Here is a 26,444-nt window from a genome sequence, read left to right on the forward strand (position 1 = left end):
TTATGTTCAACAAAATTCTTGTGGTGTGCGTGGGGAATATTTGCCGTTCCCCCACGGCAGAGCGGCTACTGAAACACTATCTGCCGGCGTTAACGGTCGCGTCCGCCGGGCTTGGCGCACTGGTGGGCCGAGAGGCGGACGAACGCGCCGCGAGCGTCGCCTCTGCCCATGCGCTTTCACTTGATGGCCACCGCGCCCGGCAGGTAACCGGCGCGATGTGCCGCGATTACGATCTGATCCTCGCCATGGAAAAGCGCCATATCACGCGGCTGTGCGATATGGCGCCGGAGATGCGCGGCAAAGTGATGCTGTTTGGTCACTGGGATGAAGAACGCGATATCCCCGATCCGTATCGTAAAAGCGCTGAGGCATTCGAGGCGGTTTACACGATGCTGGATGATTCCGCCCAGCGTTGGGCGCAGGCACTGAAAACTCAGCAGGGATAACCATGACAGCAAAAATGAATGCCTCCGCCGCGACCGAGGGCAATGATGAAATTGATATCGGGCGTTTGATTGGCACCGTGATCGAAGCCCGCTGGTGGGTATTGGGCATCACCGCCGTGTTCGCACTGCTCGCGGCGGTGTACGCGATGTTCGCCACGCCAATCTACAGCGCTGACGCGCTAGTGCAAATTGAACAAAACACCGGCAATTCCATCGTGCAGGACATCAACAGCGCGCTTTCGGATAAACCGCCTGCATCGGATGCCGAGATCCAATTGATTCAGTCGCGGCTGGTGCTGGGCAAAACCGTTGACGATCTCAACCTCGATATCGCCGTCCAGAAAAACAGCTTCCCGCTGTTTGGCGCGGGCTGGGATCGCCTGATGGGCCGCCAGAACGATACGGTAGCGGTCGATACTTTTACGCTCCCCGCCGGAATGGCGAAAACGACATTTACGCTAGAAGTCCTGGGGCCGCAGCAGTACCAGCTCACCAGCGATGACGGATATAGCGCCCAGGGGAAAGTTGGCGAGCTGCTAAATAAGCAGGGCGTAACCCTTCTGGTTAAAGCGATTAAGGCGCAGACCGGGAGTGCGTTTACGGTCACCAAATACTCCACGCTCGGCATGATCAACCAGTTGAAGAACAACCTGACGGTCACCGAAAATGGTAAAGATACCGGGGTATTGAGCCTGACCTTTACCGGCGAAGACCGGGATCAAATCCGCGCGATTTTAAACAGCATCACCCGCAACTATCTGGAACAAAACATCGAGCGCAAATCCGAAGAGGCGTCAAAAAGCCTGGCATTCCTGGCGAAGCAGTTGCCGGAAGTGCGCGCCCGGCTGGACGAGGCGGAAAATAAACTCAACGCCTATCGCCAGAAAAAAGATTCCGTCGATCTGCCGCTGGAAGCCAAAGCGGTGCTGGATTCGATGGTTAATATCGATGCGCAGTTGAATGAGTTGACCTTTAAAGAGGCGGAAATCTCCAAGCTTTATACCAAAGCGCACCCGGCTTACCGCACGCTGCTGGAAAAACGCCGCGCGCTGGAAGACGAAAAAGGGCGGCTGAATAACCGCGTCACCGCGATGCCGGAAACCCAGCAGGAAATCGTGCGTTTGACCCGCGATGTCGAATCCGGCCAACAGGTGTATATGCAGTTGCTGAATAAACAGCAGGAGCTGAAAATCACCGAGGCCAGCACCGTTGGCGACGTGCGCATCGTTGATGCGGCCATCGCCCAGCCTGGCGTACTGGCACCGAAAAAAGGGTTGATCATTCTCGGCAGCATTCTGCTGGGCCTGTTGCTGTCGATTGTCGGGGTGCTGCTGCGCTCGCTGTTCAATCGCGGTATTGAAAGCCCGCAGGTGCTGGAAGAGTCAGGCATCAGCGTGTACGCCAGCATTCCGCTGTCGGAATGGCAGAAAGCCCGCGATAGCGTCAAAACCATCAAGGGCGTGAAGCGCTTTAAGCAGAGCCAACTGCTGGCGGTGGGCAATCCAACGGATCTGGCTATCGAAGCGATCCGCAGTCTGCGCACCAGCCTTCATTTCGCCATGATGCAGGCCAATAACAATGTGCTGATGTTAACCGGCGTCAGCCCGTCAATTGGCAAAACCTTCGTCTGCGCCAACCTGGCGGCGGTGATCAGCCAGACCGACAAGCGGGTACTGTTGATCGACTGTGATATGCGTAAGGGCTATACCCACGAACTGCTGGGCACCAACAACGTCAACGGCCTGTCGGATGTGCTGGCCGGGCAGGGCGATATCGCTTCCTGCGCGAGACCGACTTCAATTGCCGGGTTCGATCTGGTACCGCGCGGCCAGGTGCCGCCCAACCCGTCCGAATTGTTGATGAGCGAGCGTTTTGGCGCACTGATCGCGTGGGCCAGTAAAAACTACGATCTGGTGCTCATCGATACGCCGCCAATCCTGGCGGTGACCGATGCCGCGATTGCCGGACGCCATGCCGGAACCACCCTGATGGTGGCGCGTTACGCCGTCAACACCCTGAAAGAAGTGGAAACCAGCCTGAGCCGCTTTGAACAAAACGGTATCGCAGTGAAAGGGGTGATCCTTAACTCCATCTTCCGCCGCGCGACTGGCTATCAGGACTACGGCTATTACGAGTACGAATACCAGTCGGACAGTAAATAACCCGCGCCCCGGTTCGCGCCGGGGGCATTTCGTCATCAACGTCTTTTGACGCCAGGGGAATGAAGCATGGCACACGCGCAACGGCCTTTAATTTCAATCTATATGCCGACATGGAACCGCCAGCAGCTGGCGATCCGCGCCATCAAATCGGTACTGCGCCAGGATTACGACCATTGGGAAATGATTGTCGTGGACGACTGTTCCGCTTCCTGGCAGCAGTTGAGCGAGTTTGTCGAGCAGCTTAACGACCCGCGCGTCAGTTATGTGCGCAATGAAATCAATAGCGGTGCCTGTGCGGTGCGCAATCAGGCGATCCAGCAGGCCAGAGGCGAATTTATTACCGGGATCGATGATGACGATGAATGGACGCCGGAGCGCCTGTCGATTTTTTTGCGCGACGCCCATCGCCTGAATGACCATGCATTTCTCTACGCCAACGATTATGTCTGCGAAGGGGAAATTTATACTCAGCCGGCCAGCCTGCCGCTGTACCCCAAATCGCCGTGGTCGAGAAAGCTGTTTTACAAACGCAACATCATCGGTAACCAGGTATTCAGTTGGGCGTGGCGTTTTAAAGCGTCGCTGTTCGATACCTCGCTGGCAGCGGCCCAGGATTACGACATCTTTTTACGTATGGTGCTGCGCTACGGTGAGCCGTGGAAAGTCGAGGCTGCCACGCAAATTCTCCATATCAACCACGGTGAAATGCAGATCACCAAATCGGCGAAGCAGTTTTCCGGCTACTTCCAGTTTTACCGCAAACACAAAGGGATTTTTGACCGGGCCAGCAAAAAGTATCAGTTGTTTACCCTGTACCAGATCCGCAATAAGCCCATGAACTGGCGCACCTGCCTGACGCTGCTGTCGCTGCGCAATACCAAACGGCTGGCTTACAGCCTGCGGGGGAAATAATGCTGCTGGAAGATTGCCGCGCCAACAGCTGGAGCCTGCGCCCGTGCTGCATGGTCTTAGCCTATCGCATCGCGCATTTCTGCTCGGTATGGCGTAAGAAAAACGTCATCAATAATCTCTGGGCCGCGCCGGTGCTGGTGCTGTACCGGATGATGACCGAATGCCTGTTCGGCTATGAAATCCAGGCGGCGGCGACCATTGGACGGCGCTTCACCATTCATCACGGTTACGCGGTGGTGATTAACAAAAACGTGGTAGCGGGGGATGACTTTGTGATCCGCCACGGCGTGACCATCGGTAATCGCGGCGGCGACAGCCTGGCCTGCCCGGTGATTGGCAACGGCGTGGAACTGGGCGCAAATGCTATTTTGATCGGCGATATCACCATTGGTCATTACGCCACTATCGGCGCGGGCAGCGTGGTGATGGACAGCGTGCCGGATAACGCGCTGGTGACGGGTGAAAAAGCCCGCGTGAAGGTAATCAAATGAATATTGTGCAATTTAATGTGCGCCTCGCTGAAGGCGGCGCGGCGGGTGTGGCGCTGGATCTGCATCAGCGCGCCTTGCAGCAGGGGCTGACGTCCCGGTTTGTCTACGGTTACGGCAAAGGCGGCAAGAAAAGCGTCAGCCATCAACAGTACGCCCAGGTCGAAAAGCACACCCCGCGCCTGACGTCGGTCGCCAATATCGCGCTGTTCCGGTTTTTTAACCGCGATCTGTTCGGCAACCTGGATGGGTTATACCGCAAGGTGACCCGTACCAGCGGACCGGTGGTGCTGCATTTTCACGTGCTGCACAGCTACTGGCTTAACCTGGAACAGGTGGTGGAATTCGCCGAGCGGGTCACCGCCCATAAGCCGGATGTCCGGCTGGTCTGGACGCTGCACGATCACTGGAGCGTCACCGGGCGTTGCGCGTTTCTTGACGGGTGCGATGGCTGGACCAGCGGCTGCGGCAAATGCCCGACGCTCACCAACTATCCACCGGTAAAAGTCGACCGTGCGCATCAGCAAATCGGTGCTAAGCGCTTTCTGTTCCGCAAGATGCTGGCGCTCGGCTGCCTGTTTATCTCACCCAGCCAGCATGTCGCCCAGGCGTTCAACCAGGTGTATGGCGCAGGCCGCTGCCAGATTATTAATAACGGTATCGATGTCGCCACCGAATCTATCCTCGCCGAGTTGCCGCCACCGCCGTCGTCCCGCGGCACGCCGAAAATTGCCGTGGTGGCCCATGACCTGCGCTATGACGGGAAAACCCGCCAGCAGCTGGTGCGCGATATCGTGGCGTTGGGGGATCAGGTAGAAGTCCATACCTTCGGGAAATTCTCACCGTTTGACGGCCCAAATGTGGTGAACCACGGTTTTCTCACGGATAAACAGCAATTGATGGGCGAGCTGAACCAGATGGATGCATTGCTGTTTAGCTCCCGGGTAGATAACTACCCGCTGATCCTGTGCGAAGCCTTGTCCATCGGCGTGCCGGTCATCGCCACTCACAGCGATGCGGCGCGGGAAGTGCTGGAAAAAACCGGCGGTCGCACGGTGGATGAGCAGGAAGCCATCGCGCTGGCGCAGCAAAACCGCGCGCACATCGCCCAGGCGATTTTCGGGGTGTCTCTCGAGGCGTTTCAAGCCGTCAGTCGCAAGGCTTACAGCGGCAAACAGATGCTGGAGGAGTATGTCTCGTTCTATCAGAGTCTGTAGCTATCTCTTGCTGCCGCTGATTTATCTGCTGGTCAACGTCAAGCTGCTGCAACTGGGCGAAAGCTTTCCCATTACGGTGGTGACGTTTTTGCCGGTACTGCTGTTGCTCTACGTCGAGCGCATCAACCTTAAGAAGCTGATGATCGCGCTGGGGCTGGGGGCAGGGCTGACAATATTCAACTATCTGTTTGGCCAGTCGCTGGACGCCTCGAAATACGTCACGTCGACCATGCTGTTTGTTTACATCGTCATTATTATCGGCATGACCTGGAGCATTCGCTTTAAGACCCTGTCGCCGCGTAACTACCGCAAAGTGCTGCGGCTGTTTTATCTGGTGACGGGCATTATCGTCGCCATCGCCTGTGTGGAAATGGCGCAGATAATGTTGAGTGGCGGCAGTTCGTTGATGGAAGCTATTTCAAAATACCTCATCTACAGCAACAGCTATGTGATGAACTTTATTAAGTTTGGCGGCCGACGAACCACTGCGCTCTATTTCGAACCGGCGTTCTTCGCTCTGGCCTTAATCTCAATTTGGCTGTGTATTAAACAGTTTGGCATCAAAACGCCGAAAGCCGATGCAATGATTTTGCTGGGTATTATTCTTTCAGGTTCGTTTTCCGGCGTAATGACCTTTATCCTGTTTTATTTGCTGGAGTGGGCATTCAAATACCTTAACAAAAACGCACTGCGTAAAAAGTTGCCGCTGGCAATTATTTCGTTAGCGGCGTTTATGGTCGGTTTGATTTTTGCCTTTCCCTATATCGCGACCCGTATCGGCGATTTAGGTACAGAAGGTTCATCTTCGTATTATCGAATTATTGGCCCGCTGGTGATGGTCGGTTATTCATTAACCCATATTGACGGGGTAGTCCGTTTCGGTTCGCTTTACGAATATGTTGCGTCATTCGGAATCTTTAACGGTGCGGACGTCGGCAAAACCATAGACAATGGCCTGTATCTGTTAATTATTTATTTTTCGTGGCTGGCGATTATTTTAACGGGTTGGTATTTGTGGAAAGTGGGCAAAATGATAGCGCATGCCTTTGGCGATAATCCTAATTTCCGGGTGCAGCTATGGTTATTTACCCCAATATCCCTGTTTTTCACCGGCTCGATATTTAGCCCTGAATATGCCTTTTTGATTGTCTGCCCTTTTATTTTACGCAAGGCCATCGGGCAGTCCCAATAGCAGGAGAAATAACAATGCGATTAAGCGTCATTACGGTGGCCTGGAAAAATCTTGCCGGGGTGGAGAAAACATGGCGATCGCTGGCGTATCTGGCGGCCGATCAGAATATCGATTTTGAATGGATTGTGGTGGATGGCGGTTCCAGAGACGGTACTGAGGAATTTCTGAAAAGCCTCGATGGACAATATCAATTACGTTATGTCAGCGAAAAAGATAATGGCATTTATGACGCCATGAATAAGGGCATTCAGCTTGCCAGCGGCGATTATGCCCTGTTCCTGAACTCCGGCGATGTATTCCATCCCGACGTGGCGCAGTTCGTACGCCAACTGGCAGAGATACCTGCGCACAAACCGGCGATGGTGATTGGCGATGCGCTGCTGGACTTCGGTAATGGCCATAAAACCCGCCGCAGCGCCAAGCAGGGCTGGTACATCTATCACAGCTTGCCCGCCAGCCATCAGGCAATATTTTTCCCGATGCAGGGATTAAAATTACACCCTTACGATCTGCAATATAAAGTGTCGTCAGATTATGCTTTAGCGGCAAAATTATATAAAGCCGGATATCCCTTTAAGCGCCTTGAAGGTTTGGTGTCGGAGTTTTCCATGGGCGGCGTTTCCACCTCCAATAATCTGGAGTTGTGCCAGGATGCTAAAAATGTTCAACGCGCTATTTTAGGCGTACCTGGCTTTTGGGCTGAGCTGTCTTACCGGTTAAGAATACGTAACACCGGTAAAACAAAAGCGCTATATCAAAAAAGTTAATCTTATTTAATTAATCTGCGATTAATTTTACGCTCTTATCAGGGCGGGGGCATTTGCATTGTTATTTTTAAAGTCTCCGCGCGTTATTGAATTAAAACATAAGGACATCCGATGCAAGAATTAAGAGGATTCTCGGTTCCAAAAAATTTCCGCGGCGGGCATCCTGTTAAAGTTCAATTATGGTGGGCAGTGCAGAAAACCCTATTTGCCTGGTCTCCGCAAATAGCGTATCGCTGGCGCACATTTTTATTAAGGTTATTCGGTGCAAAAATAGGTAAAGGGGTGGTGATTCGCCCTTCGGTAAAAATAACCTATCCGTGGAAATTAACGCTGGGCGATTATGCCTGGGTCGGCGACGATGCGGTGTTATATACGCTTGGCAATATTACTATCGGTGCCAATGCGGTGATTTCCCAGAAAAGTTATTTATGCACCGGCAGCCATGATTATTTGAGCGCGCATTTCGATATTTATGCCAAACCGATTGTGATTGGCGAGAAATGCTGGCTGGCGACCGATGTGTTTGTCGCACCCGGCGTTTCGATTGGTGAAGGCACCGTCGTCGGTGCGCGGAGCAGCGTATTTAAATCCTTACCCGGCAATGTGATTTGTCGCGGTAATCCGGCGAAAATTATTCGCGAGCGTGTAAACAGCAGTCTGGCAAGTTAAACCAGGCCCGATTTAAACAGAGGAAAAATAAATCATGAGTAAAGTGGCTCTTATTACGGGTGTAACCGGACAAGATGGTTCTTACCTGGCCGAACTGTTGTTGGAGAAAGGTTACGAAGTTCACGGCATTAAGCGCCGCGCCTCTTCATTCAATACCGAACGTGTGGATCATATTTATCAGGATCCGCATACCAGCAACCCGAAATTCCATCTGCACTATGGCGATTTAACGGATACCTCTAACTTGACGCGCATTCTGCAGGAAGTACAGCCGGATGAAGTCTACAACCTCGGGGCCATGAGCCACGTGGCGGTCTCCTTTGAATCACCGGAATACACCGCCGATGTGGATGCGATGGGTACGCTGCGCCTGTTAGAAGCGATCCGTTTCCTGGGACTGGAAAAGAAAACGCGCTTCTACCAGGCATCGACCTCTGAACTGTATGGCCTGGTGCAGGAGATCCCGCAGAAAGAGACCACGCCGTTCTATCCGCGCTCTCCGTATGCCGTCGCCAAACTTTATGCCTACTGGATCACCGTGAACTACCGCGAATCTTATGGCATGTACGCCTGCAACGGCATTTTGTTTAACCACGAATCCCCGCGCCGTGGCGAAACCTTCGTGACCCGCAAGATCACCCGCGCTATTGCCAACATCGCCCAGGGCCTCGAATCCTGCCTGTACCTCGGCAACATGGATTCCCTGCGCGACTGGGGCCACGCCAAAGACTACGTGAAAATGCAGTGGATGATGCTGCAACAGGAGCAGCCGGACGATTTCGTGATTGCCACCGGCGTACAGTATTCGGTGCGTGAATTCGTGGAGATGGCCGCCGCGCAACTGGGTATCAAACTGCGTTTTGAAGGTAAGGGCGTGGAAGAGAAAGGCATTGTGGTGTCGGTGACCGGCCATGATGCGCCAGGCGTGAAGCCGGGCGATGTGATTATCGCCGTCGATCCGCGTTATTTCCGCCCGGCGGAAGTGGAAACCCTGCTGGGCGACCCGACCAAAGCGCACGAGAAATTGGGCTGGAAGCCGGAGACCACGCTTCAAGAGATGGTTTCTGAAATGGTTGCGAAAGATCTGGAAGCCGCTAAGAAGCACTCGTTGCTGAAATCCCATGGCTATGAGGTCGCCATCGCGCTGGAGTCCTGATGATGAAAAAACAGCGTATTTTTGTCGCGGGCCATCAGGGGATGGTGGGCTCCGCCCTGGTTCGCCAGCTCAGCCAGCGTAACGATGTTGAACTGGTGCTGCGCACCCGTCAGCAACTGGATTTACTCGACAGCCACGCCGTTGACGCGTTTTTCGCCAGCGCAGCGCTCGATCAGGTTTACCTTGCCGCCGCCAAAGTGGGCGGCATTGAGGCCAACAACCGTTATCCGGCGGACTTCATTTATCAAAATATGATGATGGAGAGCAACGTTATCCACGCAGCGCATACCCACGGCGTGAATAAGCTGCTGTTCCTCGGCTCGTCCTGCATCTATCCAAAGTTGGCGAATCAGCCGATGAAGGAAAGTGAACTGTTGCAGGGAACCCTGGAGCCGACCAACGAGCCTTACGCCATTGCCAAAATCGCAGGCATCAAACTGTGCGAATCCTATAACCGCCAGTATGGCCGCGATTACCGCTCGGTGATGCCGACCAATTTATATGGGCCGAACGATAACTTTCACCCCAGCAATTCTCATGTGATCCCGGCGCTGCTGCGCCGTTTCCATGAGGCGACCGTCAGCAACGCGCCGGATGTCGTGGTGTGGGGCAGCGGCACGCCGATGCGCGAATTCCTGCACGTGGATGATATGGCCGCCGCCAGCATTCACGTGATGGAACTGGCGAAAGAAGTCTGGGAAGAGAATACCGAACCGATGCTGTCGCACATTAACGTCGGCACCGGCGTAGATTGCACCATCCGTGAGCTGGCGCAAACCCTGGCGCAGGTGACCGGCTATCGCGGACGGGTGGTGTTTGATGCCACTAAACCCGACGGCACACCGCGCAAATTGCTGGATGTGACGCGGCTGCACAGCCTCGGCTGGTTCCATGAAGTGTCGCTGGAGCAGGGGCTTGCCAGCACCTATCAATGGTTCCTTGAAAACCAGCAGCGGTTCCGGGGGTAGTCATGTATCTCAGCCATGAGGATTTTGCCACGGTGGTGCGTTCAACCCCGCTTCTCTCGCTGGATTTGATCGTAGAGAACCAGAATGGCGAGTTTTTAGTGGGCAAACGCACTAACCGTCCGGCGCAGGGCTACTGGTTTGTACCGGGCGGGCGCGTCCAGAAAGATGAAACGCTTGACCAGGCCTTTGAACGCCTGACCCTGGCCGAGTTGGGGCAGGGTTTTCGCCAGAGCGATGCGCAGTTTTATGGCGTCTGGCAGCACTTTTATCAGGACAGCTTCGCGGGCGAGGGGTTTACCACCCATTACGTGGTGCTGGGATTTCGCCTGCGGGTTTCGGCTGACCAACTGGCGCTGCCGGACGAGCAGCACGACGCGTATTGCTGGCTGAAACCCGCCACGCTGATTGCCGATGAGCAGGTGCATCGCAATACTCGCGCCTACTTCGACGCCGCATTGCAGGCCGGAGTACCGGGATTATGAAAATTCTGGTGTACGGCATCAATTACTCCCCGGAATTAACCGGTATCGGTAAATACACCGGCGAGATGGTGGAGTGGATGACGCGCCAGGGGCATGACGTGCGCGTCATTACCGCGCCACCGTACTACCCGGCGTGGCAGGTCGGTGAAAACTATTCTTCCTGGCGCTGGCGTAAGGAAACCGGGGCTGCCACGGTCTGGCGCTGCCCGCTGTATGTGCCAAAGCAGCCTTCCACGGTGAAGCGTCTGGTTCATCTGGGTAGCTTCGCGCTCAGTTCGCTGTTCCCGTTGCTCTCCCAGCGTAGCTGGAAGCCGGACCGCATTATCGGCGTGGTGCCGACGCTGTTCTGTACGCCGGGTATGCGCCTGCTGGCAAAACTCTCCGGCGCTAAGACGCTGCTGCATATTCAGGATTATGAAGTGGACGCCATGCTGGGGCTCGGTATGGCGGGCGGCAAACGCGGCAGGGTGGCGAAGCTGGCGGCGGCGTTCGAGCGTAGCGGTTTGCTGGGTGTGGATAACGTCTCGACCATTTCCCGTTCGATGATCAACAAAGCCACCGAGAAAGGTGTGCCGCCTGAGCGCACCATTTTCTTTCCTAACTGGTCGGAAGTCGCGCGTTTTCGCGATGTGCCTGCCGCTGACGTGGCGGCACTGCGTGAACGTCTGGCATTGCCGGCGGATAAAAAGATTGTGCTCTACTCCGGCAACATCGGGGAAAAGCAGGGGCTGGAGAACCTGATCGCGGTAGCGGATCGCGCCCGCTCGCAGCCGTGGCTGTTCTTGATTGTCGGGCAGGGCGGCGGTAAAGCGCGGTTAGAGGCGCTGGCCGCTCAGCGCGGTCTCACTAACGTGCAGTTTATGCCGTTACAGCCCTATGAGGATTTACCGGCGCTGCTGGCGCTGGCCGACTGCCATCTGGTGATCCAGCGCCGGGGCGCGGCGGACGCAGTATTACCCTCGAAGTTAACCAATATTCTGGCAGTGGGCGGCAACGCGGTGATCACCGCCGAACCGAACACCGAACTGGGCCAGCTTTGCCTGATTACGCCGGGCATCGCGGTTTGCGTGGAGCCGGAATCGGTGGATGCGCTGGAGCGGGGCATTGTTAGCGCGCTGATGATGCCGAAAACAAACACGGTGGCACGTGAATATGCCGAACGCACGCTCGAAAAAGAGAACGTGCTGAGCCAATTTATTGCCGATATTGGAGTTAAGCCATGAGTCAATCCACGCTCTTTCCCGTCATTATGGCGGGTGGTTCCGGCAGCCGCCTGTGGCCGCTTTCCCGCGTGCTGTATCCGAAACAGTTCCTCTGCCTGCAAGGGGAGCTGACGATGTTACAGGCCACGATTTGCCGGCTCGACGGCGTGCAGTGTGAAAGCCCAGTGGTGATCTGCAATGAACAGCACCGTTTTATCGTCGCCGAACAGTTACGCAAACTGAATAAACTGACCGAAAACATCATTCTTGAACCTGCCGGGCGCAATACCGCGCCCGCTATCGCCCTTGCAGCGCTGGCGGCGAAACGGCGCAATCCCGATAGCGATCCGCTGATGCTGGTGCTGGCTGCCGACCACGTTATTGACAATGAAGAGGCGTTTCGCGCCGCAGTACACGCGGCCATGCCGTTTGCCATACAGGGCAAGCTGGTGACTTTCGGTATCGTCCCGGATCAGCCGGAAACCGGCTATGGCTATATTCGCCGTGGCGAACTGATCAACCCTGGCGCGGCGGCCGATGCCGTGGCGTTTACCGTCGCCCAGTTTGTTGAAAAACCGGACCTGGATACGGCGCAGCGTTACGTCACCAGCGGTGAATATTACTGGAACAGCGGCATGTTTATCTTCCGCGCAGGTCGCTACCTGGAAGAGTTGGCCAAATATCGTCCTGATATTCTCAGCGCCTGCGAAAACGCCATGAATGTGATGGATCCTGACCTCGATTTTATCCGCGTGGATGAAGAGGCATTTCTGGCCTGTCCGGAAGAGTCCATCGACTATGCGGTTATGGAACGCACCGCCGACGCGGTGGTGGTGCCGATGGATGCCGGATGGAGCGACGTTGGGTCCTGGTCCTCGCTGTGGGAGATCAGCAATCGTACGCCGGAAGGCAATGTGCACCACGGCGATGTGATCAGCCATCAAACCGAGAACAGCTATGTGTATGCCGAGTCCGGGCTGGTCACCACGGTGGGGGTGAAAGATCTGATAGTGGTACAAACCAAAGACGCCGTGCTGATCGCCGACCGTAATCAGGTTCAGGATGTGAAAAAAGTGGTGGAGCAAATCAAAGCCGATGGCCGCCACGAGCACCATATTCACCGCGAAGTCTACCGCCCGTGGGGCAAATATGACTCCATCGACGAGGGCGAGCGCTACCAGGTGAAGCGCATCAGCGTGAAACCGGGTGAAGGGCTGTCTTTGCAGATGCATCATCATCGCGCCGAGCACTGGATCGTGGTGGCGGGCACCGCCAAAGTCACCATCAATGACGAGATCAAACTGCTCGGTGAGAATGAGTCAATCTACATTCCGCTTGGGGCGACCCATTGCCTGGAAAATCCGGGGAAAATTCCTCTCGACCTGATTGAAGTGCGATCGGGTTCCTATCTGGAAGAGGATGACGTGGTGCGTTTCGAGGATCGCTACGGGCGCGTCTAAGCCCTGACTTACCGATAAAAAATTATGGCCGTGTACCGGCCAGGGCTGACTGTTGCCTGAAAACGAGGTCATTATGGAAAAATTAACCTGTTTTAAAGCCTACGACATTCGCGGAAAACTGGATGTCGAGTTGAATGAAGAGATAGCGGCCCGCATTGGCCGCGCCTTTGGCGAGTATCTGAAACCCAAAACCGTGGTGGTGGGCGGTGATGCGCGTCTCACCAGCGAGCCGCTTAAGCTGGCGCTGGCCAGCGGCTTGCAGGACGCGGGCGTTGACGTGCTGGATATCGGCATGGCCGGAACGGAAGAGATTTACTTCGCTACCTTCCACTTAAACGTGGGTGGCGGGATTGAAGTCACCGCCAGCCACAACCCCATCGACTACAACGGTATGAAACTGGTGCGCGAAGGCGCACGCCCCGTTAGCGGCGACACCGGGCTGCGCGATATTCAGCGCCTCGCCGAAGCGAACGACTTTCCGCCGGTGCAGCCTGAGGCGCGCGGCAGCTATCAGAAAATCGATATTCGCGCGGCTTATATCGACCATCTGCTGACCTACGTTGACACAAAAAACTTCCAGCCGCGCACGCTGGTGATTAATTCAGGCAACGGGGCCGCGGGACCGGTGATCGATGCGCTGGAAGCACGTCTACAGGCGCTGAGTATTCCGCTGCGTTTTATCAAAGTGCATAACACCCCGGACGGCCATTTCCCGAACGGCATCCCCAACCCATTACTGCCCGAGTGCCGCGCCGATACCCGCGATGCGGTAATGAAACACGGCGCAGACATGGGCATTGCCTTTGACGGCGATTTCGACCGCTGCTTCCTGTTTGATGAGACCGGGCGGTTTATCGAAGGCTATTACATCGTCGGCCTGCTGGCCCAGGCATTCCTTGAAAAACACCCTGGCGCAAAAGTGATCCACGATCCGCGTCTGTCGTGGAATACGGTGGACGTGGTCACCGAAGCGGGCGGTACGCCGGTGATGTCGAAAACCGGCCATGCGTTTATCAAAGAAAGGATGCGTGCCGAAGACGCCATCTACGGCGGCGAAATGAGCGCCCATCACTACTTCCGCGATTTTGCCTATTGCGACAGCGGCATGATCCCCTGGCTGTTGGTCACTGAGCTGCTGTGCACCAGCGGTCAATCGCTCTCTCAACTGGTGAGCGACCGCATGGCGGCGTTCCCGGCCAGCGGTGAAATCAACAACACCCTGGATGAACCTGCCAGCGCTATCGCGCGCGTGAAAGCGTACTTTGCGGCGCGCGCGCTGGAAGTCGACCACACCGATGGGATCAGCATGTCGTTCGCCGACTGGCGCTTCAACCTGCGTAGCTCCAATACCGAGCCGGTGGTGCGTCTGAACGTGGAGTCGCGCGGCGATGCGGCGCTGATGCAGGCGCGGACACGGGATATTTTGGCCTTGCTGAAAGCGGAAGGCTGAGAACAGGAGCAAGGGCAGGCAGGGAAGATCGTCGATCCAACCCTGCCTGCGCTCCACCTCATTTCAGCGCGTAAGCGCGATTGACAGGACCAACGATGACAACTCTAAAAAAGCGCGAGCGAGCTAAAACAAATGCATCGTTAATCTCAATGGTGCAGCGGTTTTCTGATATCGCCATTATGTTTGGCGGGTTATGGCTAATCTGCCAGTTAAACGGGTTACCGTTTTTATACATGTACTTACTGATCGCGTTGTTGACGCTGGCGGTATTCCAGATGATCGGTGGGATCACGGATTTTTACCGCTCCTGGCGCGGCGTGAAGATCACCACCGAACTGATTCTTTTGTTGCAAAACTGGACGTTAAGCCTGGTATTTAGTGCCGGGCTGCTGGCTTTTAACGAAGATTTTGATAACCAGTTTGTCGTGTGGTTTGCCTGGTATCTGCTCTCGACGGTGGGGCTGGTTGTCTGCCGTTCCTGCATCCGCTTCGGCGCAGGCTGGCTGCGCAATCGCGGCTATAACACCCGTCGGGTGGCGATTGCCGGGACAATGCCGGTCGGTATGGAGCTGGTGCAAAGTTTCCAGAATGAGCCCTGGCTCGGTTTTGAAGTGGCCGGTGTGTATCACGATCCGCAACCGGGGGGCGTACCGCAACACTGGGCCGGCAATCTGGAACAGCTAGTGGACGATGCCAAAGCCGGCAAAATTCACAATATCTATATCGCCATGGCGATGAGCGATGAAGCGTGTATCAAACAACTGGTGCGCAAGCTTTCCGACACCACCTGCTCGGTGATGCTGATCCCGGACGTGTTTACCTTCAACATCCTGCATTCGCGTACCGATGAGGTCAATGGCGTGCCAGTGGTGCCACTGTTCGATACGCCGCTGAATGGCATTAACCGTTTGTTGAAGCGGGCGGAGGATATCGTGCTCGCCTCGCTGATCCTGCTGCTGATCTCGCCAGTGCTGTGCGGTATCGCCCTGGCGGTGAAACTGACCTCAAAAGGCCCGGTGATTTTCCGCCAGACCCGCTACGGCATGGACGGTAAGCCGATCATGGTATGGAAATTCCGCTCCATGAAGGTGATGGAGAATGCCGCCGTCGTGACCCAGGCCACCCAGAACGATCCGCGCGTCACCCCGGTGGGTAACTTCCTGCGCCGCACGTCGCTGGACGAACTCCCGCAGTTTATCAACGTGTTGACCGGCAGTATGTCCATCGTCGGGCCGCGCCCGCACGCCGTGGCCCATAACGAGCAGTATCGCGAGCTGATTGAGGGTTACATGCTGCGCCATAAAGTTAAACCGGGGATCACCGGCTGGGCGCAAATCAACGGCTGGCGCGGTGAAACAGACACGCTGGAGAAAATGGAAAAGCGTATCGAGTTCGACCTGGAATATATCCGCGAATGGAGCCTGTGGTTCGATATCCGCATTGTTTTTCTCACTGTTTTTAAAGGCTTCGTGAATAAAGCCGCGTACTAAGGAAAGTCCATGAACCTGAGAGAAAAAACCATTAGCGGGGCCAAGTGGTCTGCAATGTCCACCGTCGCCATTATCGCCCTGGGCTTGATCCAGATGACATTGCTGGCACGGCTGATGAATGAGCATCAGTTTGGCCTGCTGACGATATCGCTGGTGATTATCGCGCTGGCGGATACGCTGTCGGATTTTGGCATCGCCAACTCCATTATTCAGCGTAAAAACATCAGCAATCTCGAGCTGTCGACGCTTTACTGGCTAAACGTCGGCCTCGGGTGGGCCGTGTGTGTGGGCGTATTCCTGCTCAGCGACACCCTGGCGACGCTGCTGCGCAACCCCGATCTGGCACCGCTGATTAAAACACTGTCGCTGGCGTTTATCGTGATCCCTCATGGCCAGCAGTACCGCGCGCTGATGCAGAAAGAGCTTGAGTTCAATAAAATCGGGCTGATTGAAACCTGCGCGGTGCTGTCGGGTTTTGGCGTCACCACGATTGGCGCCTGGTTCTGGCCCAACGCCATGATGGCGATTATCGGTTATCTGGTAAATACCCTGGTCCGCACGGCGCTGTTTGGTTTTGTAGGGCGCAATATTTACCGTCCTGGTTTTAAGTTCTCTCTACGTACCGTGGTACCCAACCTCAAATTCGGGGCCTGGCTTACCGCCGACAGTCTGGTTAACTATCTCAATACCAATCTCTCGACCCTGGTGCTGGCGCGTATTTTGGGCGCGGCGGCGGCAGGGGGCTTTAACCTGGCCTGGAATCTGGCGGTGGTTCCGCCGGCGAAGCTGAACCCGATTATTACCCGGGTGCTGTTTCCCGCTTTTGCCAAAATGCAGGGTGATACCGTTCGGCTGCGGGTCAATTTTTATAAGCTGATTTCTCTGGTAGGAATTATTAATTTCCCGGCGCTGTTGGGGCTGCTGGTGGTGGCCGACAAGGCTGTGCCGCTGCTGTTCGGCGAAAAATGGGTAGACATTGTTCCGGTATTACAACTGCTGTGCGTGGTGGGATTATTACGTGCGGTGGGCAACCCGGTCGGCTCGCTGCTGATGGCGACATCGCGTGTCGATTTAAGCTTTAAATTCAACGTGTTTAAGACTTTTTTGTTTATCCCGGCGATTATTGTCGGCGGGCAGATGTACGGCGTTATCGGCGTAACGCTGGGTTTTCTGACGATACAGATCTTCAACGTGTTCCTGACCTATTTTGTCCTGCTCAAACCCGTACTGGGTCCAGGCTACCGGCAGTATCTGCAAAGCCTGTGGCTGCCGTTTCGCCTGGTTATTCCCACCGTTGCGGCAAGTTACCTGACGGGTATCTTGCTCGATCCTGACTGGCAACCTGTCATGGTGCTTGCTGCGCAAATTACTGCGGGCATCGTGGCCTATGCGTTGACCCTCGCGCTTTCCCGCCATCCCCTGGTTCTTGAGGTAAAACGACCGTTTTGCCGCAATAAAACACTCAAAGTGCTGCTGCGTGCTGGTTGACGTCTGGCCTGCATACAACCCCATTAAGAGGTCATTATGAAATTATTGATTCTTGGCAATCATACTTGTGGAAACCGTGGCGACAGCGCAATCCTGCGTGGCCTCGTGGATGCCATTACCCAGCTTTCGCCTGACGCGGATGTCGACGTCATGAGCCGCTACCCGGTGAGTTCCGCATGGCTGTTGGATCGCCCGGTACTGAACGACCCCTTGCATCAGCAGATGAAGCGCCATAATAAAGCGACGGGACTGATGGGTAAGGTAAAAAAGGTGCTGCGACGTCGTTATCAGCACCAGGTATTACTGTCAAAAGCCTCGGGCGATGGACAACTTCGCAACGTTGCCATTCCCCAGGGGTTCTTAAACTTTGTGAAGCAACTGGCGCAGTACGACGCGATTATCCAGGTTGGCGGATCGTTTTTTGTCGATCTTTACGGAACGCCGCAGTTTGAGCACGCGCTGTGTACTTTTATGGCGAATAAGCCGCTGTTTATTGTCGGCCACAGTGTTGGCCCTTTTCACGAGCCGCAATTTAATCAGCTCGCCAATTATGTGTTCGGGCAGTGCGACGCGCTGATCCTGCGTGAAAAAGTGTCTCTGGCGCTGATGGAACAAAGCCAGATCGACAGGCAAAAAGTCGAGCAGGGCGTGGATACCGCCTGGCTGGTCGCGCCTCATGACGAGAAATTTGTCGCCAGCTATGCGGTACGGCACTGGCTCGGGATCGCAGCACAGCAAAAAACCGTCGCCATCACGCTGCGTGATTTAGCGCCCTTCGATAAACGGCTTGGCACCTCGCAGGAAGCCTATGAAAAGGCCTTTGCCGGGATCGTCAACCGACTGATTGATTCCGGGTATCAGGTGCTGGCGCTGTCAACCTGTACCGGTATCGACAGCTATAACAAAGATGACCGGATGGTAGCGCTGAAATTGCGCGCCCTGATCACCGACACGTCGCGCTACCACGTAGTAATGGATGAACTGAACGACCTTGAGATGGGCAAATTGCTTGCGGCCTGTGAACTGACTGTTGGCACTCGCCTGCATTCGGCGATTATCTCCATGAATTTCGGCACGCCAGCCATCGCCATTAATTACGAGCATAAGTCGGCAGGCATTATGCAGCAATTAGGGTTGCCGGAAATGGCGGTGGATATCTGCCAGTTACTTGATGGCTCACTGGAGGGGCTGGTGGCCGATACGTTAGGCCAGTTGCCGGCAATCAACACCCGTCTTGAAAGCGCCGTGGCCGCTGAACGCGTCCGGGGGATTGCTATGGTGCAATCGGTGCTGGCGCGCATTGGAGAAAGAACATGAAGGTCGGTTTTTTCTTGCTCAAATTCCCGGTGGCATCGGAAACCTTTGTACTCAACCAGATCGTCGGCTTTATCGAGATGGGCTATGAGGTAGAGATCGTCGCTATCCATAAAGGGGATTTGCAACATACCCATGCGGCATTTGAGCGCTATCAACTGGCGAACAAAACGACCTGGCTGCTGGATGAACCTGACGGCAAGCTTAATAAGCTGAAATATCGCGCTTTCGAGACTGTAAAAGGGCTGCATCGTCCGGCGGTGTGGCGGGCCATGAATATGGCGCGTTACGGTGAGGAAGCCCGCAACCTGATCTTATCCGCTATCTGTGCAGGCTCTCAGGGCCATCGGGCGGATGTGTTTATCGCCCATTTCGGCCCGGCGGGCGTCACGGCCGCTAAGTTGCGCGAACTGGGGCTGATTAAGGGGAAAATTGCCACGGTTTTTCACGGTATCGACGTCTCGCATCGGCAGGTGCTTGAGCATTACACCCCGGAGTATCAAAAATTGTTTAAACGCGGCGACATGATGCTGCCGATTAGCGAACTCTGGGCGGGCAGGCTGACGGCGATGGGCTGCCCGGCAGAAAAAATCGCCGTGTCGCGTATGGGCGTGGACATGGAAAACTTTACGCTGCGTCCGGCTAAAGCGCCGGGTTCGCCGCTACAGATTATTTCCGTGGCGCGGCTAACGGAAAAGAAAGGACTGCACGTGGCGATCGAAGCCTGCCGGCAGTTGAAGGCGCGCGGTGTACCTTTTCGCTATCACATCCTGGGGATTGGCCCCTGGGAACGCAGACTACGTACCCTGATCGAGCAATATCAGCTTGAAGATGACATCGTCATGCCGGGTTTTAAGCCCAGCCATGAGGTAAAAGCGATGCTGAATGACGCCGATCTGTTTTTATTACCTTCGGTAACTGGCACCGATGGCGATATGGAAGGCATCCCGGTGGCGCTAATGGAGGCGATGGCGGTAGGCATACCGGTTATCTCGACCTTCCACAGCGGCATTCCGGAACTGATAGACAGCGAACAGTCCGGTTGGCTGGTGCCGGAAAACAACGCGCAGGCTCTGGCCGACGCGCTTGAGCGTGTCGCCGGCCTCAATGAAACACAGCTCGAACCGCTGCGATTGCGCGCGCGTCAGAAGGTTGAAAGCACGTTTAACCAGCACGTTATTGATAAACGACTGGCGGGCTTACTCCAGACGCTGTAATCACGTTGAGGATTTATGGGCAACGATAAGACCTTTTCACGACGCACCCTTCTGAAAGCCACTGGCTCTGTGGCGCTTCTCCCCCTTCTACATTGTCCTGCGGTCCTGGCGCTTGAGAGCGCCAGGACCGCGAATGTTCAGGACTATTTCCATAGCGACTGGCCGGATGCGTTCAGACGCGCTTTTGAGGCCGCGCCCGTGGTCGAAATCCCGAAGAACGTGGTTTGCGACAACGTCAACAGTGCCATATTCATGCCTGAAGGAAGGACACTGGTTGTCCGGGGGCGTATTGACGGTAATGGCAATGGACGCTTTGTTTTAGCAGATAATTGCCATGTTAGCGGCGAGATGAGCGGGGAAATCCATAATGTCATTCTTGATATTCGTGGGTCCGATTGCAGTATTAGCCAACTCAGCATGAGCGGATTCGCGCCGGTCGCGCTGGTTTTTATCGGCAAACGCGCCCCAAAAACCATGCGCAATCTCACCATCGACAAACTCACCATACAGGATGCGAATTACGGCATTCTGCGACAAGGCTTCCACAACCAACTTGAAAACGTGCAGATCACGAACGGGCATTTCAGCCGCTTACAGGGCGATGCTATTGAATGGAATGTCGCCATCAACGATCGTGATTTGTTGATTTCCGACCATGTTATTGAGGACATCAATTGTACCAATGGCAAAACTAACTGGGGGATAGGAATCGGGCTGGCGGGTAGCACTTACGATAACGACTATCCCGAAAGCCAGGCGGTGAAGCACTTTGTGGTTGCGAACATCACCGGCAAAAATTGCCGTCAATTAGTCCATGTTGAGAACGGCAAACATTTTATTATTCGTAACGTCACGGCGAACAATATTACGCCAGAATTCAGTAAGAATGCCGGGATTGATAACGCCACGGTAGCGATATACGGCTGCGATAATTTTACAATTGATAATATTAATATGACTAATAGTGCAGGGATGTTAATTGGCTATGGAGTAGTACGAGGGAAATATTTGTCGATACCACAGAACCTTAGGTTAAATAATGTCCTGCTGGATAATCGAAAAAGCGCAATGAAATTACGCGGGATCCAAATCTCTTCAGGTAATGCGGTCTCTTTCGTCTCAATTACCCGCCTGAAACTCCTGTCCGCATCGCTGGAGATGCATAACCAGCCCCAGCACCTTTTTTTGCACGATATCAGCATCATGCAGGATGCAAGCCGGGGAGCGGCCCTTAAGCTACACTTTGACTTGCGAAAAGATGTCCGCGGGCGCTTTATGGCGCGCGACGAAACGTTAATTTCACTGCGCAATATTACCGCTGTGAATAAAAATGGACAGAGTTCGGTCGATATTGATCGCATCGATCAAAAATATATCCATGTTTCTGCGCTAAATTTCTCTCTTCCCGATAAATCAACGAAGCGTTAACGACGATGATTTTGCGATTAATCCTGGAGGCAATCGCCCATTTAGCGGGTTTTTCTCGTTTTATGCGGGAGAGGGGAGAGGTAGAATTGGCCCCTGGTTTCGGTTAACAAAACGTGCTGGCGTCGGGGCGCGAAAAGACTATAATTCATCGACCATTTTGAGGTGGGATTGATAATGATTAATTTGAAAGCAGTAATTCCGGTTGCCGGCCTGGGCATGCACATGTTGCCTGCCACCAAAGCGATTCCGAAAGAGATGCTTCCTATCGTCGATAAGCCAATGATTCAATACATCGTCGACGAAATCGTGGCTGCGGGTATCAAAGAGATCGTGCTGGTGACACACTCTTCTAAAAACGCGGTTGAAAACCACTTCGATACTTCTTATGAACTCGAAGCCCTGCTGGAGCAGCGTGTTAAGCGCCAGCTGTTGGCTGAAGTAAAATCTATTTGTCCGCCGGGCGTGACCATTATGAACGTCCGCCAGGCGCAGCCGCTGGGCTTGGGGCACTCTATCCTTTGCGCTCAACCTGTAGTCGGTAATAATCCGTTTGTGGTGGTGTTGCCGGATATTGTGCTGGATGACGCCTCCGCCGATCCGCTACGCTATAATCTTGCCGCGATGGTTGCTCGCTTTCAGGAAACCGGTCGCAGCCAGGTGCTGGCGAAACGTATGGAAGGCGACCTCTCTGAATATTCTGTTATTACTACTCAGGAACCGCTGGATACGGAAGGTAAAGTCGCGCGTATCGTCGACTTTATCGAAAAACCGGATCAGCCGCAGACGCTGGCATCTGATGTGATGGCGGTAGGGCGTTATGTACTTTCTGCGGATATCTGGGCTGAACTTGAACGGACTGAACCCGGTGCATGGGGACGTGTACAGCTGACTGATGCGATTGCCGCATTGAACAAAAATCAACCGGTTGAAGCCATGTTGATGACAGGCGAAAGCTACGACTGTGGTAAGAAAATGGGTTACATGCAGGCGTTTGTGAATTATGGTCTGCGTAATCTCAAGGAAGGTCAAAAATTTAGGGAAAGCATTAAGAAGATGCTGTCATAATCAGCATTCTTCGTTTAAAAGAGAGCGGTTGCAGATCATTTTAGCTGCAGCCGTTCGTTATTTAAACGATTCTAGTAAAGGTTTGGCTTAATTGTCGAAAGATCAACAGCTAAGTTTTGAATTTGATTTTATGCCGATATTAGAAGTATTTATGGTCCTTAAATGAAATCTGTCATATCTCTGCAAAAAAATGTTCTATCCTATCGCTGTCACTTTTCAGCAGGTGCAGTGCACTTCGTAAAAAATTCCTGACTCTCATTTTCCTCGTCGCGTTTACGCACCAGTGGGGATGATTCGCCAGTAACTTTTACCAAGAGTACTAACAAACAACGAAGCCGTACGCGCTCTGGTTGCGAAAGCCAGGGGCGGTAGCGTACCTAATTACTAACATTGGTGTTATGAGTTTCTCTCTGTCATCAATACGTTATTTCACACAGGTTGAGTAATGTTATGAAGATTCTGGTTACAGGTGGAGCGGGTTTCATCGGTTCCGCTGTAGTACGTAATATTATTAATAATACTAATGATGAAGTTCTGGTTGTTGATAGCCTGACTTATGCCGGGAACCTGGAGTCGCTGGCTTCCGTTAAGAATAGCCCGCGTTATAACTTCTCCCAGACTGATATCACCGATAATGCCAAAATCAACGACTTATTTACCGCTTTTGAGCCAGACATCGTGATGCATCTGGCGGCGGAAAGCCACGTAGACCGCTCGATTGACGGTCCTGCCGCGTTTATTCATACCAATGTTATCGGTACTTTTGTCCTTCTCGATGCCGCTCGTCAGTATTACTCATGCTTAAGCGCTGACAAAAAAGCGGGCTTTCGCTTCCATCACATCTCTACCGATGAGGTCTATGGCGACCTCCACGGTACCGACGATCTCTTTACTGAAGATACACCATACGCGCCGAGCAGCCCTTATTCTGCCTCGAAAGCGTCGAGCGACCATCTGGTGCGCGCGTGGAACCGAACCTACGGGCTGCCAACCGTTTTGACCAACTGTTCAAATAACTATGGTCCTTACCACTTCCCGGAAAAATTGATCCCGCTAATTATTTTGAATGCCCTGGCGGGTAAGCCGTTGCCGGTATATGGCGATGGTTCGCAAATCCGTGACTGGCTGTATGTAGAAGACCATGCACGAGCGCTTTACAAAGTGGCGACCGAAGGCAAGATTGGCGAAACGTACAATATTGGCGGTCACAACGAGCGCAAGAATATTGATGTTGTGAAAACGATTTGCGGCATTCTTGATGGAATCATCACCGACAAACCAAATGGCATCGCAAGCTTTGCTGATTTGATTACCTTTGTTACCGACCGTCCCGGCCACGATATGCGCTACGCTATTGACGCATCCAAAATTAAGAATGATTTGGGCTGGGTTCCTGAAGAAACCTTTGAAACAGGAATCGAGAAAACCGTTCACTGGTATCTTGATAATAAACAATGGTGGCAGCGCGTGCTGGACGGTTCCTATGCCGGCGAGCGTTTAGGCTTAACAAACTGAGATAAAAATATGAAAGGTATTGTATTGGCTGGCGGCTCTGGAACGCGTCTCTACCCCATCACTCAAGGGGTATCAAAACAACTGCTGCCTGTTTACGATAAGCCGATGATATATTATCCAATCTCTGTATTAATGCTGTCAGGGATCAAAGATATTCTTATCATCACAACGCCAGAAGATATGCCAGCATTTAAACGTTTGCTGGGTACAGGTGAGCAGTTTGGTATTAATCTTTCCTGGGCCGTTCAGCCATCGCCGGACGGATTAGCGCAGGCATTTATTATTGGCGAAGAGTTCATAAATAATGAGCCATGCGCGCTGGTGCTGGGTGACAACGTTTATTTTGGTCAAAGCTTCGGCAAGAAATTAGAAACTGCCGCGCAACTTACATCGGGTGCCACAGTGTTTGGCTATCAGGTGTTAGATCCTGAGCGTTTTGGCGTCGTGGAATTTGATGCTAACTATAAAGCGCTGTCTATCGAAGAGAAGCCTGCAAAACCAAAATCGCATTGGGCGGTAACGGGCCTTTATTTTTATGACAATAAAGTCGTGGAAATGGCGAAACAGGTGAAACCCTCTGCCCGTGGCGAGCTGGAAATAACCACCCTGAACCAAATGTATTTAGAGCGTGGAGAACTCCAGGTTGAATTGCTGGGCCGCGGCTTCGCATGGCTGGATACCGGCACGCATGATAGCCTGGTGGAAGCCTCTCAGTTTATTCATACCATCGAAAAACGCCAGGGAATGAAGGTAGCCTGCCTTGAAGAAATCGCATTTAGAAAAGGCTGGTTAACCAGAGAGCAGGTTGCAGAGCAGGCTAAGTTACTGCAAAAGACTGAGTATGGGCGTTACTTAAATATCTTACTGGATGAACCAGTTTCTAAATAGCCGTGGTTTGATGAGATGAAAATTTTACTGATAGGTAAGAATGGTCAGGTTGGCTGGGAATTACAGCGTGCCTTATCGACGTTGGGCGAGGTGGTTGCTGTCGATTATTTCGATACCCATTTATGTGGCGATTTAACCGATCTTGAAGGTATTGCTCGGACGATCCAAACCGTTCATCCGGATGTCGTAGTGAATGCAGCCGCGCATACTGCCGTTGATAAAGCAGAAAGCGAACCCGCGCTTTCTCGTTTAATGAATGCTGACAGCGTGGCCATAATTGCTAAAGAAACGGCAAGTCTCGGTGCGTTGCTCATCCATTATTCAACCGACTATGTGTTTGATGGAAAAGGGACTCACTATCGAAATGAAGATGAGCAAACCGGTCCGCTTAACGTATATGGTGAGACAAAATTTGCCGGTGAAGAAGCCATTCGGAGTGCAAACCCTCGCCACTTTATTTTTCGCACCAGTTGGGTCTATGCCACGCGCGGCGCGAATTTTGCAAAAACTATGCTTAAATTAGCGCGCGAAAGAGATGCACTTTCGATTATTAACGATCAATTCGGCGCACCAACAGGTGCAGAGCTATTGGCGGATTGCACTGCTCATGCGATCCGTTTTGAAAAGAACGATCAAACCAAATATGGCACTTACCATCTTGTCGCGAGTGGGGAAACAACGTGGTTTGATTATGCCTCGTTTGTTTTTGAGGTTGCCCGTGAAAACGGCGAATCACTGAAAATTGAAAAACTCACGGGGGTTCCGACCTCGTCTTATCCTACACCAGCAAAACGTCCTCATAACTCAAGGCTTAGCAACGATAAATTTCAGCAAGCCTTTGATTTGATTCTTCCTGACTGGAAAACGGGCGTAAAGCGTGTAGTTATTGAAGTATTAGGTAAATAAGCAGAGACTCGCAATGAATATTATTCGTACAGAAATCCCTGATGTACTCATTTTTGAACCGAAAGTGTTCGGCGATCCCAGAGGTTTCTTTTTTGAGAGCTTCAATAAAAAAATCTTTGATGATGCGGTAAACAGAAACGTAGAGTTTGTTCAGGACAATCATTCACTCTCAGCGAAAGGCGTATTGCGCGGTCTTCATTATCAATTGGCGCCTTATGCACAAGGCAAGTTGGTTCGTTGCATTGAGGGTGAGGTATTCGACGTAGCAGTGGATATTCGTGATGGTTCGCCAACCTATGGCAAGTGGGTGGGTGTGAATCTTAGTGCAGAAAATCACCGTCAGTTATGGATCCCGGAAGGTTTTGCGCATGGTTTTCTTACATTGAGTGAACGCGCTCAGTTTGTCTATAAAACAACGAATTATTATCATCCGCAAAGTGACCGTGGAATAATCTGGAACGATCAGGATATTAATATTACATGGCCATCAATTAATATTCCGATTAATCTTTCTGAGAAAGATAAAGTTCAGCCTACATTAAAAAATATCATTAAATTATAA

At 53.2% G+C, this 26,444-nt stretch carries 24 protein-coding genes; all 24 read left to right on the forward strand.

Translation table 11 applies throughout. The features are described 5' to 3' along the window. The first annotated feature begins 2 nt into the window (after positions 1–2). The 24 genes from wzb (at position 3) to rfbC (ending at position 26,444) form a co-directional block, all read left to right on the forward strand. The gene (gene wzb / locus RT120_RS06950; RefSeq protein ID WP_312981117.1) at positions 3–446 is read left to right on the forward strand and encodes a low molecular weight protein-tyrosine-phosphatase Wzb; all 444 of its coding nucleotides are present in this window, start codon (positions 3–5) and stop codon (positions 444–446) included. Between the two features lie 2 nt (positions 447–448). Continuing rightward, on the forward strand, positions 449–2,608 hold the full coding sequence (wzc, locus tag RT120_RS06955; protein WP_312981119.1) for a tyrosine-protein kinase Wzc: 2,160 nt from the start codon (positions 449–451) through the stop codon (positions 2,606–2,608). 66 nt (positions 2,609–2,674) lie between these two features. Beyond that, positions 2,675–3,520: a colanic acid biosynthesis glycosyltransferase WcaA gene (wcaA, locus tag RT120_RS06960; protein WP_312981121.1), complete on the forward strand. Its 846-nt coding sequence runs from the start codon at positions 2,675–2,677 to the stop codon at positions 3,518–3,520. Between the two features lie 2 nt (positions 3,521–3,522). Beyond that, entirely contained in the window at positions 3,523–4,011 is a 489-nt protein-coding gene (wcaB, locus tag RT120_RS06965; protein ID WP_312981502.1) for a colanic acid biosynthesis acetyltransferase WcaB, read from the forward strand. Further along, complete coding sequence (gene wcaC / locus RT120_RS06970) at positions 4,008–5,225, forward strand: colanic acid biosynthesis glycosyltransferase WcaC (protein ID WP_312981123.1); 1,218 nt, start codon at positions 4,008–4,010, stop codon at positions 5,223–5,225. Before wcaB ends, wcaC begins: the two co-directional genes overlap by 4 nt. After that, positions 5,200–6,417 (forward strand): colanic acid polymerase WcaD, encoded by a 1,218-nt coding sequence (gene wcaD / locus RT120_RS06975; protein ID WP_312981126.1) that lies wholly within the window; start codon positions 5,200–5,202, stop codon positions 6,415–6,417. The genes wcaC and wcaD overlap by 26 nt, the downstream gene beginning before the upstream one ends. A gap of 14 nt (positions 6,418–6,431) precedes the next feature. Further along, positions 6,432–7,184, forward strand: a complete 753-nt coding sequence (gene wcaE, locus RT120_RS06980) for a colanic acid biosynthesis glycosyltransferase WcaE (protein WP_312981128.1) — start codon at positions 6,432–6,434, stop codon at positions 7,182–7,184. A gap of 111 nt (positions 7,185–7,295) precedes the next feature. Next, complete coding sequence (gene wcaF / locus RT120_RS06985; RefSeq protein WP_312981131.1) at positions 7,296–7,853, forward strand: colanic acid biosynthesis acetyltransferase WcaF; 558 nt, start codon at positions 7,296–7,298, stop codon at positions 7,851–7,853. A gap of 34 nt (positions 7,854–7,887) precedes the next feature. Then, on the forward strand, positions 7,888–9,009 hold the full coding sequence (gene gmd / locus RT120_RS06990) for a GDP-mannose 4,6-dehydratase (RefSeq protein WP_312981134.1): 1,122 nt from the start codon (positions 7,888–7,890) through the stop codon (positions 9,007–9,009). A gap of 2 nt (positions 9,010–9,011) precedes the next feature. Then, positions 9,012–9,977 carry a GDP-L-fucose synthase gene (locus RT120_RS06995; protein ID WP_312981503.1) on the forward strand — a complete coding sequence of 322 codons (966 nt, stop codon included), beginning with the start codon at positions 9,012–9,014 and terminating at the stop codon, positions 9,975–9,977. A 2-nt stretch (positions 9,978–9,979) separates the two neighbouring features. Then, a complete protein-coding gene (locus tag RT120_RS07000; protein ID WP_312981136.1) occupies positions 9,980–10,459 on the forward strand; it encodes a GDP-mannose mannosyl hydrolase in 480 nt (159 codons plus the stop codon). After that, entirely contained in the window at positions 10,456–11,682 is a 1,227-nt protein-coding gene (wcaI, locus tag RT120_RS07005; protein ID WP_312981140.1) for a colanic acid biosynthesis fucosyltransferase WcaI, read from the forward strand. Before RT120_RS07000 ends, wcaI begins: the two co-directional genes overlap by 4 nt. Continuing rightward, positions 11,679–13,121, forward strand: coding sequence for a mannose-1-phosphate guanyltransferase (gene cpsB, locus RT120_RS07010; protein ID WP_312981145.1), 1,443 nt, complete (start codon positions 11,679–11,681; stop codon positions 13,119–13,121). Before wcaI ends, cpsB begins: the two co-directional genes overlap by 4 nt. A 73-nt stretch (positions 13,122–13,194) precedes the next feature. Continuing rightward, a complete protein-coding gene (gene cpsG / locus RT120_RS07015) occupies positions 13,195–14,571 on the forward strand; it encodes a phosphomannomutase CpsG (RefSeq protein ID WP_312981148.1) in 1,377 nt (458 codons plus the stop codon). A 95-nt stretch (positions 14,572–14,666) separates the two neighbouring features. Next, positions 14,667–16,061 carry an undecaprenyl-phosphate glucose phosphotransferase gene (gene wcaJ / locus RT120_RS07020; RefSeq protein ID WP_312981151.1) on the forward strand — a complete coding sequence of 465 codons (1,395 nt, stop codon included), beginning with the start codon at positions 14,667–14,669 and terminating at the stop codon, positions 16,059–16,061. A 9-nt stretch (positions 16,062–16,070) separates the two neighbouring features. Beyond that, positions 16,071–17,549, forward strand: coding sequence for an MOP flippase family protein (locus RT120_RS07025; RefSeq protein WP_312981154.1), 1,479 nt, complete (start codon positions 16,071–16,073; stop codon positions 17,547–17,549). Positions 17,550–17,585: 36 nt separating this feature from the next. Further along, positions 17,586–18,866, forward strand: a complete 1,281-nt coding sequence (gene wcaK, locus RT120_RS07030) for a colanic acid biosynthesis pyruvyl transferase WcaK (protein ID WP_312981157.1) — start codon at positions 17,586–17,588, stop codon at positions 18,864–18,866. Further along, complete coding sequence (gene wcaL, locus RT120_RS07035) at positions 18,863–20,080, forward strand: colanic acid biosynthesis glycosyltransferase WcaL (protein WP_312981160.1); 1,218 nt, start codon at positions 18,863–18,865, stop codon at positions 20,078–20,080. The genes wcaK and wcaL overlap by 4 nt, the downstream gene beginning before the upstream one ends. A 15-nt stretch (positions 20,081–20,095) precedes the next feature. After that, a complete protein-coding gene (wcaM, locus tag RT120_RS07040; RefSeq protein ID WP_312981162.1) occupies positions 20,096–21,508 on the forward strand; it encodes a colanic acid biosynthesis protein WcaM in 1,413 nt (470 codons plus the stop codon). 174 nt (positions 21,509–21,682) lie between these two features. Further along, positions 21,683–22,573 (forward strand): UTP--glucose-1-phosphate uridylyltransferase GalF, encoded by an 891-nt coding sequence (gene galF / locus RT120_RS07045; RefSeq protein ID WP_312981163.1) that lies wholly within the window; start codon positions 21,683–21,685, stop codon positions 22,571–22,573. 450 nt (positions 22,574–23,023) lie between these two features. Continuing rightward, positions 23,024–24,088: a dTDP-glucose 4,6-dehydratase gene (rfbB, locus tag RT120_RS07050; RefSeq protein ID WP_312981166.1), complete on the forward strand. Its 1,065-nt coding sequence runs from the start codon at positions 23,024–23,026 to the stop codon at positions 24,086–24,088. A gap of 9 nt (positions 24,089–24,097) precedes the next feature. Then, entirely contained in the window at positions 24,098–24,976 is an 879-nt protein-coding gene (gene rfbA / locus RT120_RS07055) for a glucose-1-phosphate thymidylyltransferase RfbA (RefSeq protein WP_312981168.1), read from the forward strand. A gap of 15 nt (positions 24,977–24,991) precedes the next feature. After that, positions 24,992–25,882 (forward strand): dTDP-4-dehydrorhamnose reductase, encoded by an 891-nt coding sequence (rfbD, locus tag RT120_RS07060; protein WP_312981171.1) that lies wholly within the window; start codon positions 24,992–24,994, stop codon positions 25,880–25,882. Between the two features lie 13 nt (positions 25,883–25,895). Beyond that, a complete protein-coding gene (rfbC, locus tag RT120_RS07065) occupies positions 25,896–26,444 on the forward strand; it encodes a dTDP-4-dehydrorhamnose 3,5-epimerase (RefSeq protein WP_312981174.1) in 549 nt (182 codons plus the stop codon).

This window comes from Atlantibacter sp. (genome assembly GCF_032062175.1).
In the GTDB taxonomy this organism is placed as follows: domain Bacteria; phylum Pseudomonadota; class Gammaproteobacteria; order Enterobacterales; family Enterobacteriaceae; genus Atlantibacter.

Excerpts from the sequence above, each read along its gene's own strand:
- wzb (WP_312981117.1), top strand. The coding sequence starts at position 3 with ATGTTCAACAAAATTCTTGTGGTGTGCGTGGGGAATATTTGCCGTTCC.
- wzc (WP_312981119.1), top strand. The coding sequence starts at position 449 with ATGACAGCAAAAATGAATGCCTCCGCCGCGACCGAGGGCAATGATGAA.
- wcaA (WP_312981121.1), top strand. The coding sequence starts at position 2,675 with ATGGCACACGCGCAACGGCCTTTAATTTCAATCTATATGCCGACATGG.
- wcaC (WP_312981123.1), top strand. The coding sequence starts at position 4,008 with ATGAATATTGTGCAATTTAATGTGCGCCTCGCTGAAGGCGGCGCGGCG.
- wcaD (WP_312981126.1), top strand. The coding sequence starts at position 5,200 with ATGTCTCGTTCTATCAGAGTCTGTAGCTATCTCTTGCTGCCGCTGATT.
- wcaE (WP_312981128.1), top strand. The coding sequence starts at position 6,432 with ATGCGATTAAGCGTCATTACGGTGGCCTGGAAAAATCTTGCCGGGGTG.
- wcaF (WP_312981131.1), top strand. The coding sequence starts at position 7,296 with ATGCAAGAATTAAGAGGATTCTCGGTTCCAAAAAATTTCCGCGGCGGG.
- gmd (WP_312981134.1), top strand. The coding sequence starts at position 7,888 with ATGAGTAAAGTGGCTCTTATTACGGGTGTAACCGGACAAGATGGTTCT.
- RT120_RS06995 (WP_312981503.1), top strand. The coding sequence starts at position 9,012 with ATGAAAAAACAGCGTATTTTTGTCGCGGGCCATCAGGGGATGGTGGGC.
- RT120_RS07000 (WP_312981136.1), top strand. The coding sequence starts at position 9,980 with ATGTATCTCAGCCATGAGGATTTTGCCACGGTGGTGCGTTCAACCCCG.
- wcaI (WP_312981140.1), top strand. The coding sequence starts at position 10,456 with ATGAAAATTCTGGTGTACGGCATCAATTACTCCCCGGAATTAACCGGT.
- cpsB (WP_312981145.1), top strand. The coding sequence starts at position 11,679 with ATGAGTCAATCCACGCTCTTTCCCGTCATTATGGCGGGTGGTTCCGGC.
- cpsG (WP_312981148.1), top strand. The coding sequence starts at position 13,195 with ATGGAAAAATTAACCTGTTTTAAAGCCTACGACATTCGCGGAAAACTG.
- wcaJ (WP_312981151.1), top strand. The coding sequence starts at position 14,667 with ATGACAACTCTAAAAAAGCGCGAGCGAGCTAAAACAAATGCATCGTTA.
- RT120_RS07025 (WP_312981154.1), top strand. The coding sequence starts at position 16,071 with ATGAACCTGAGAGAAAAAACCATTAGCGGGGCCAAGTGGTCTGCAATG.
- wcaK (WP_312981157.1), top strand. The coding sequence starts at position 17,586 with ATGAAATTATTGATTCTTGGCAATCATACTTGTGGAAACCGTGGCGAC.
- wcaL (WP_312981160.1), top strand. The coding sequence starts at position 18,863 with ATGAAGGTCGGTTTTTTCTTGCTCAAATTCCCGGTGGCATCGGAAACC.
- wcaM (WP_312981162.1), top strand. The coding sequence starts at position 20,096 with ATGGGCAACGATAAGACCTTTTCACGACGCACCCTTCTGAAAGCCACT.
- galF (WP_312981163.1), top strand. The coding sequence starts at position 21,683 with ATGATTAATTTGAAAGCAGTAATTCCGGTTGCCGGCCTGGGCATGCAC.
- rfbB (WP_312981166.1), top strand. The coding sequence starts at position 23,024 with ATGAAGATTCTGGTTACAGGTGGAGCGGGTTTCATCGGTTCCGCTGTA.
- rfbA (WP_312981168.1), top strand. The coding sequence starts at position 24,098 with ATGAAAGGTATTGTATTGGCTGGCGGCTCTGGAACGCGTCTCTACCCC.
- rfbD (WP_312981171.1), top strand. The coding sequence starts at position 24,992 with ATGAAAATTTTACTGATAGGTAAGAATGGTCAGGTTGGCTGGGAATTA.
- rfbC (WP_312981174.1), top strand. The coding sequence starts at position 25,896 with ATGAATATTATTCGTACAGAAATCCCTGATGTACTCATTTTTGAACCG.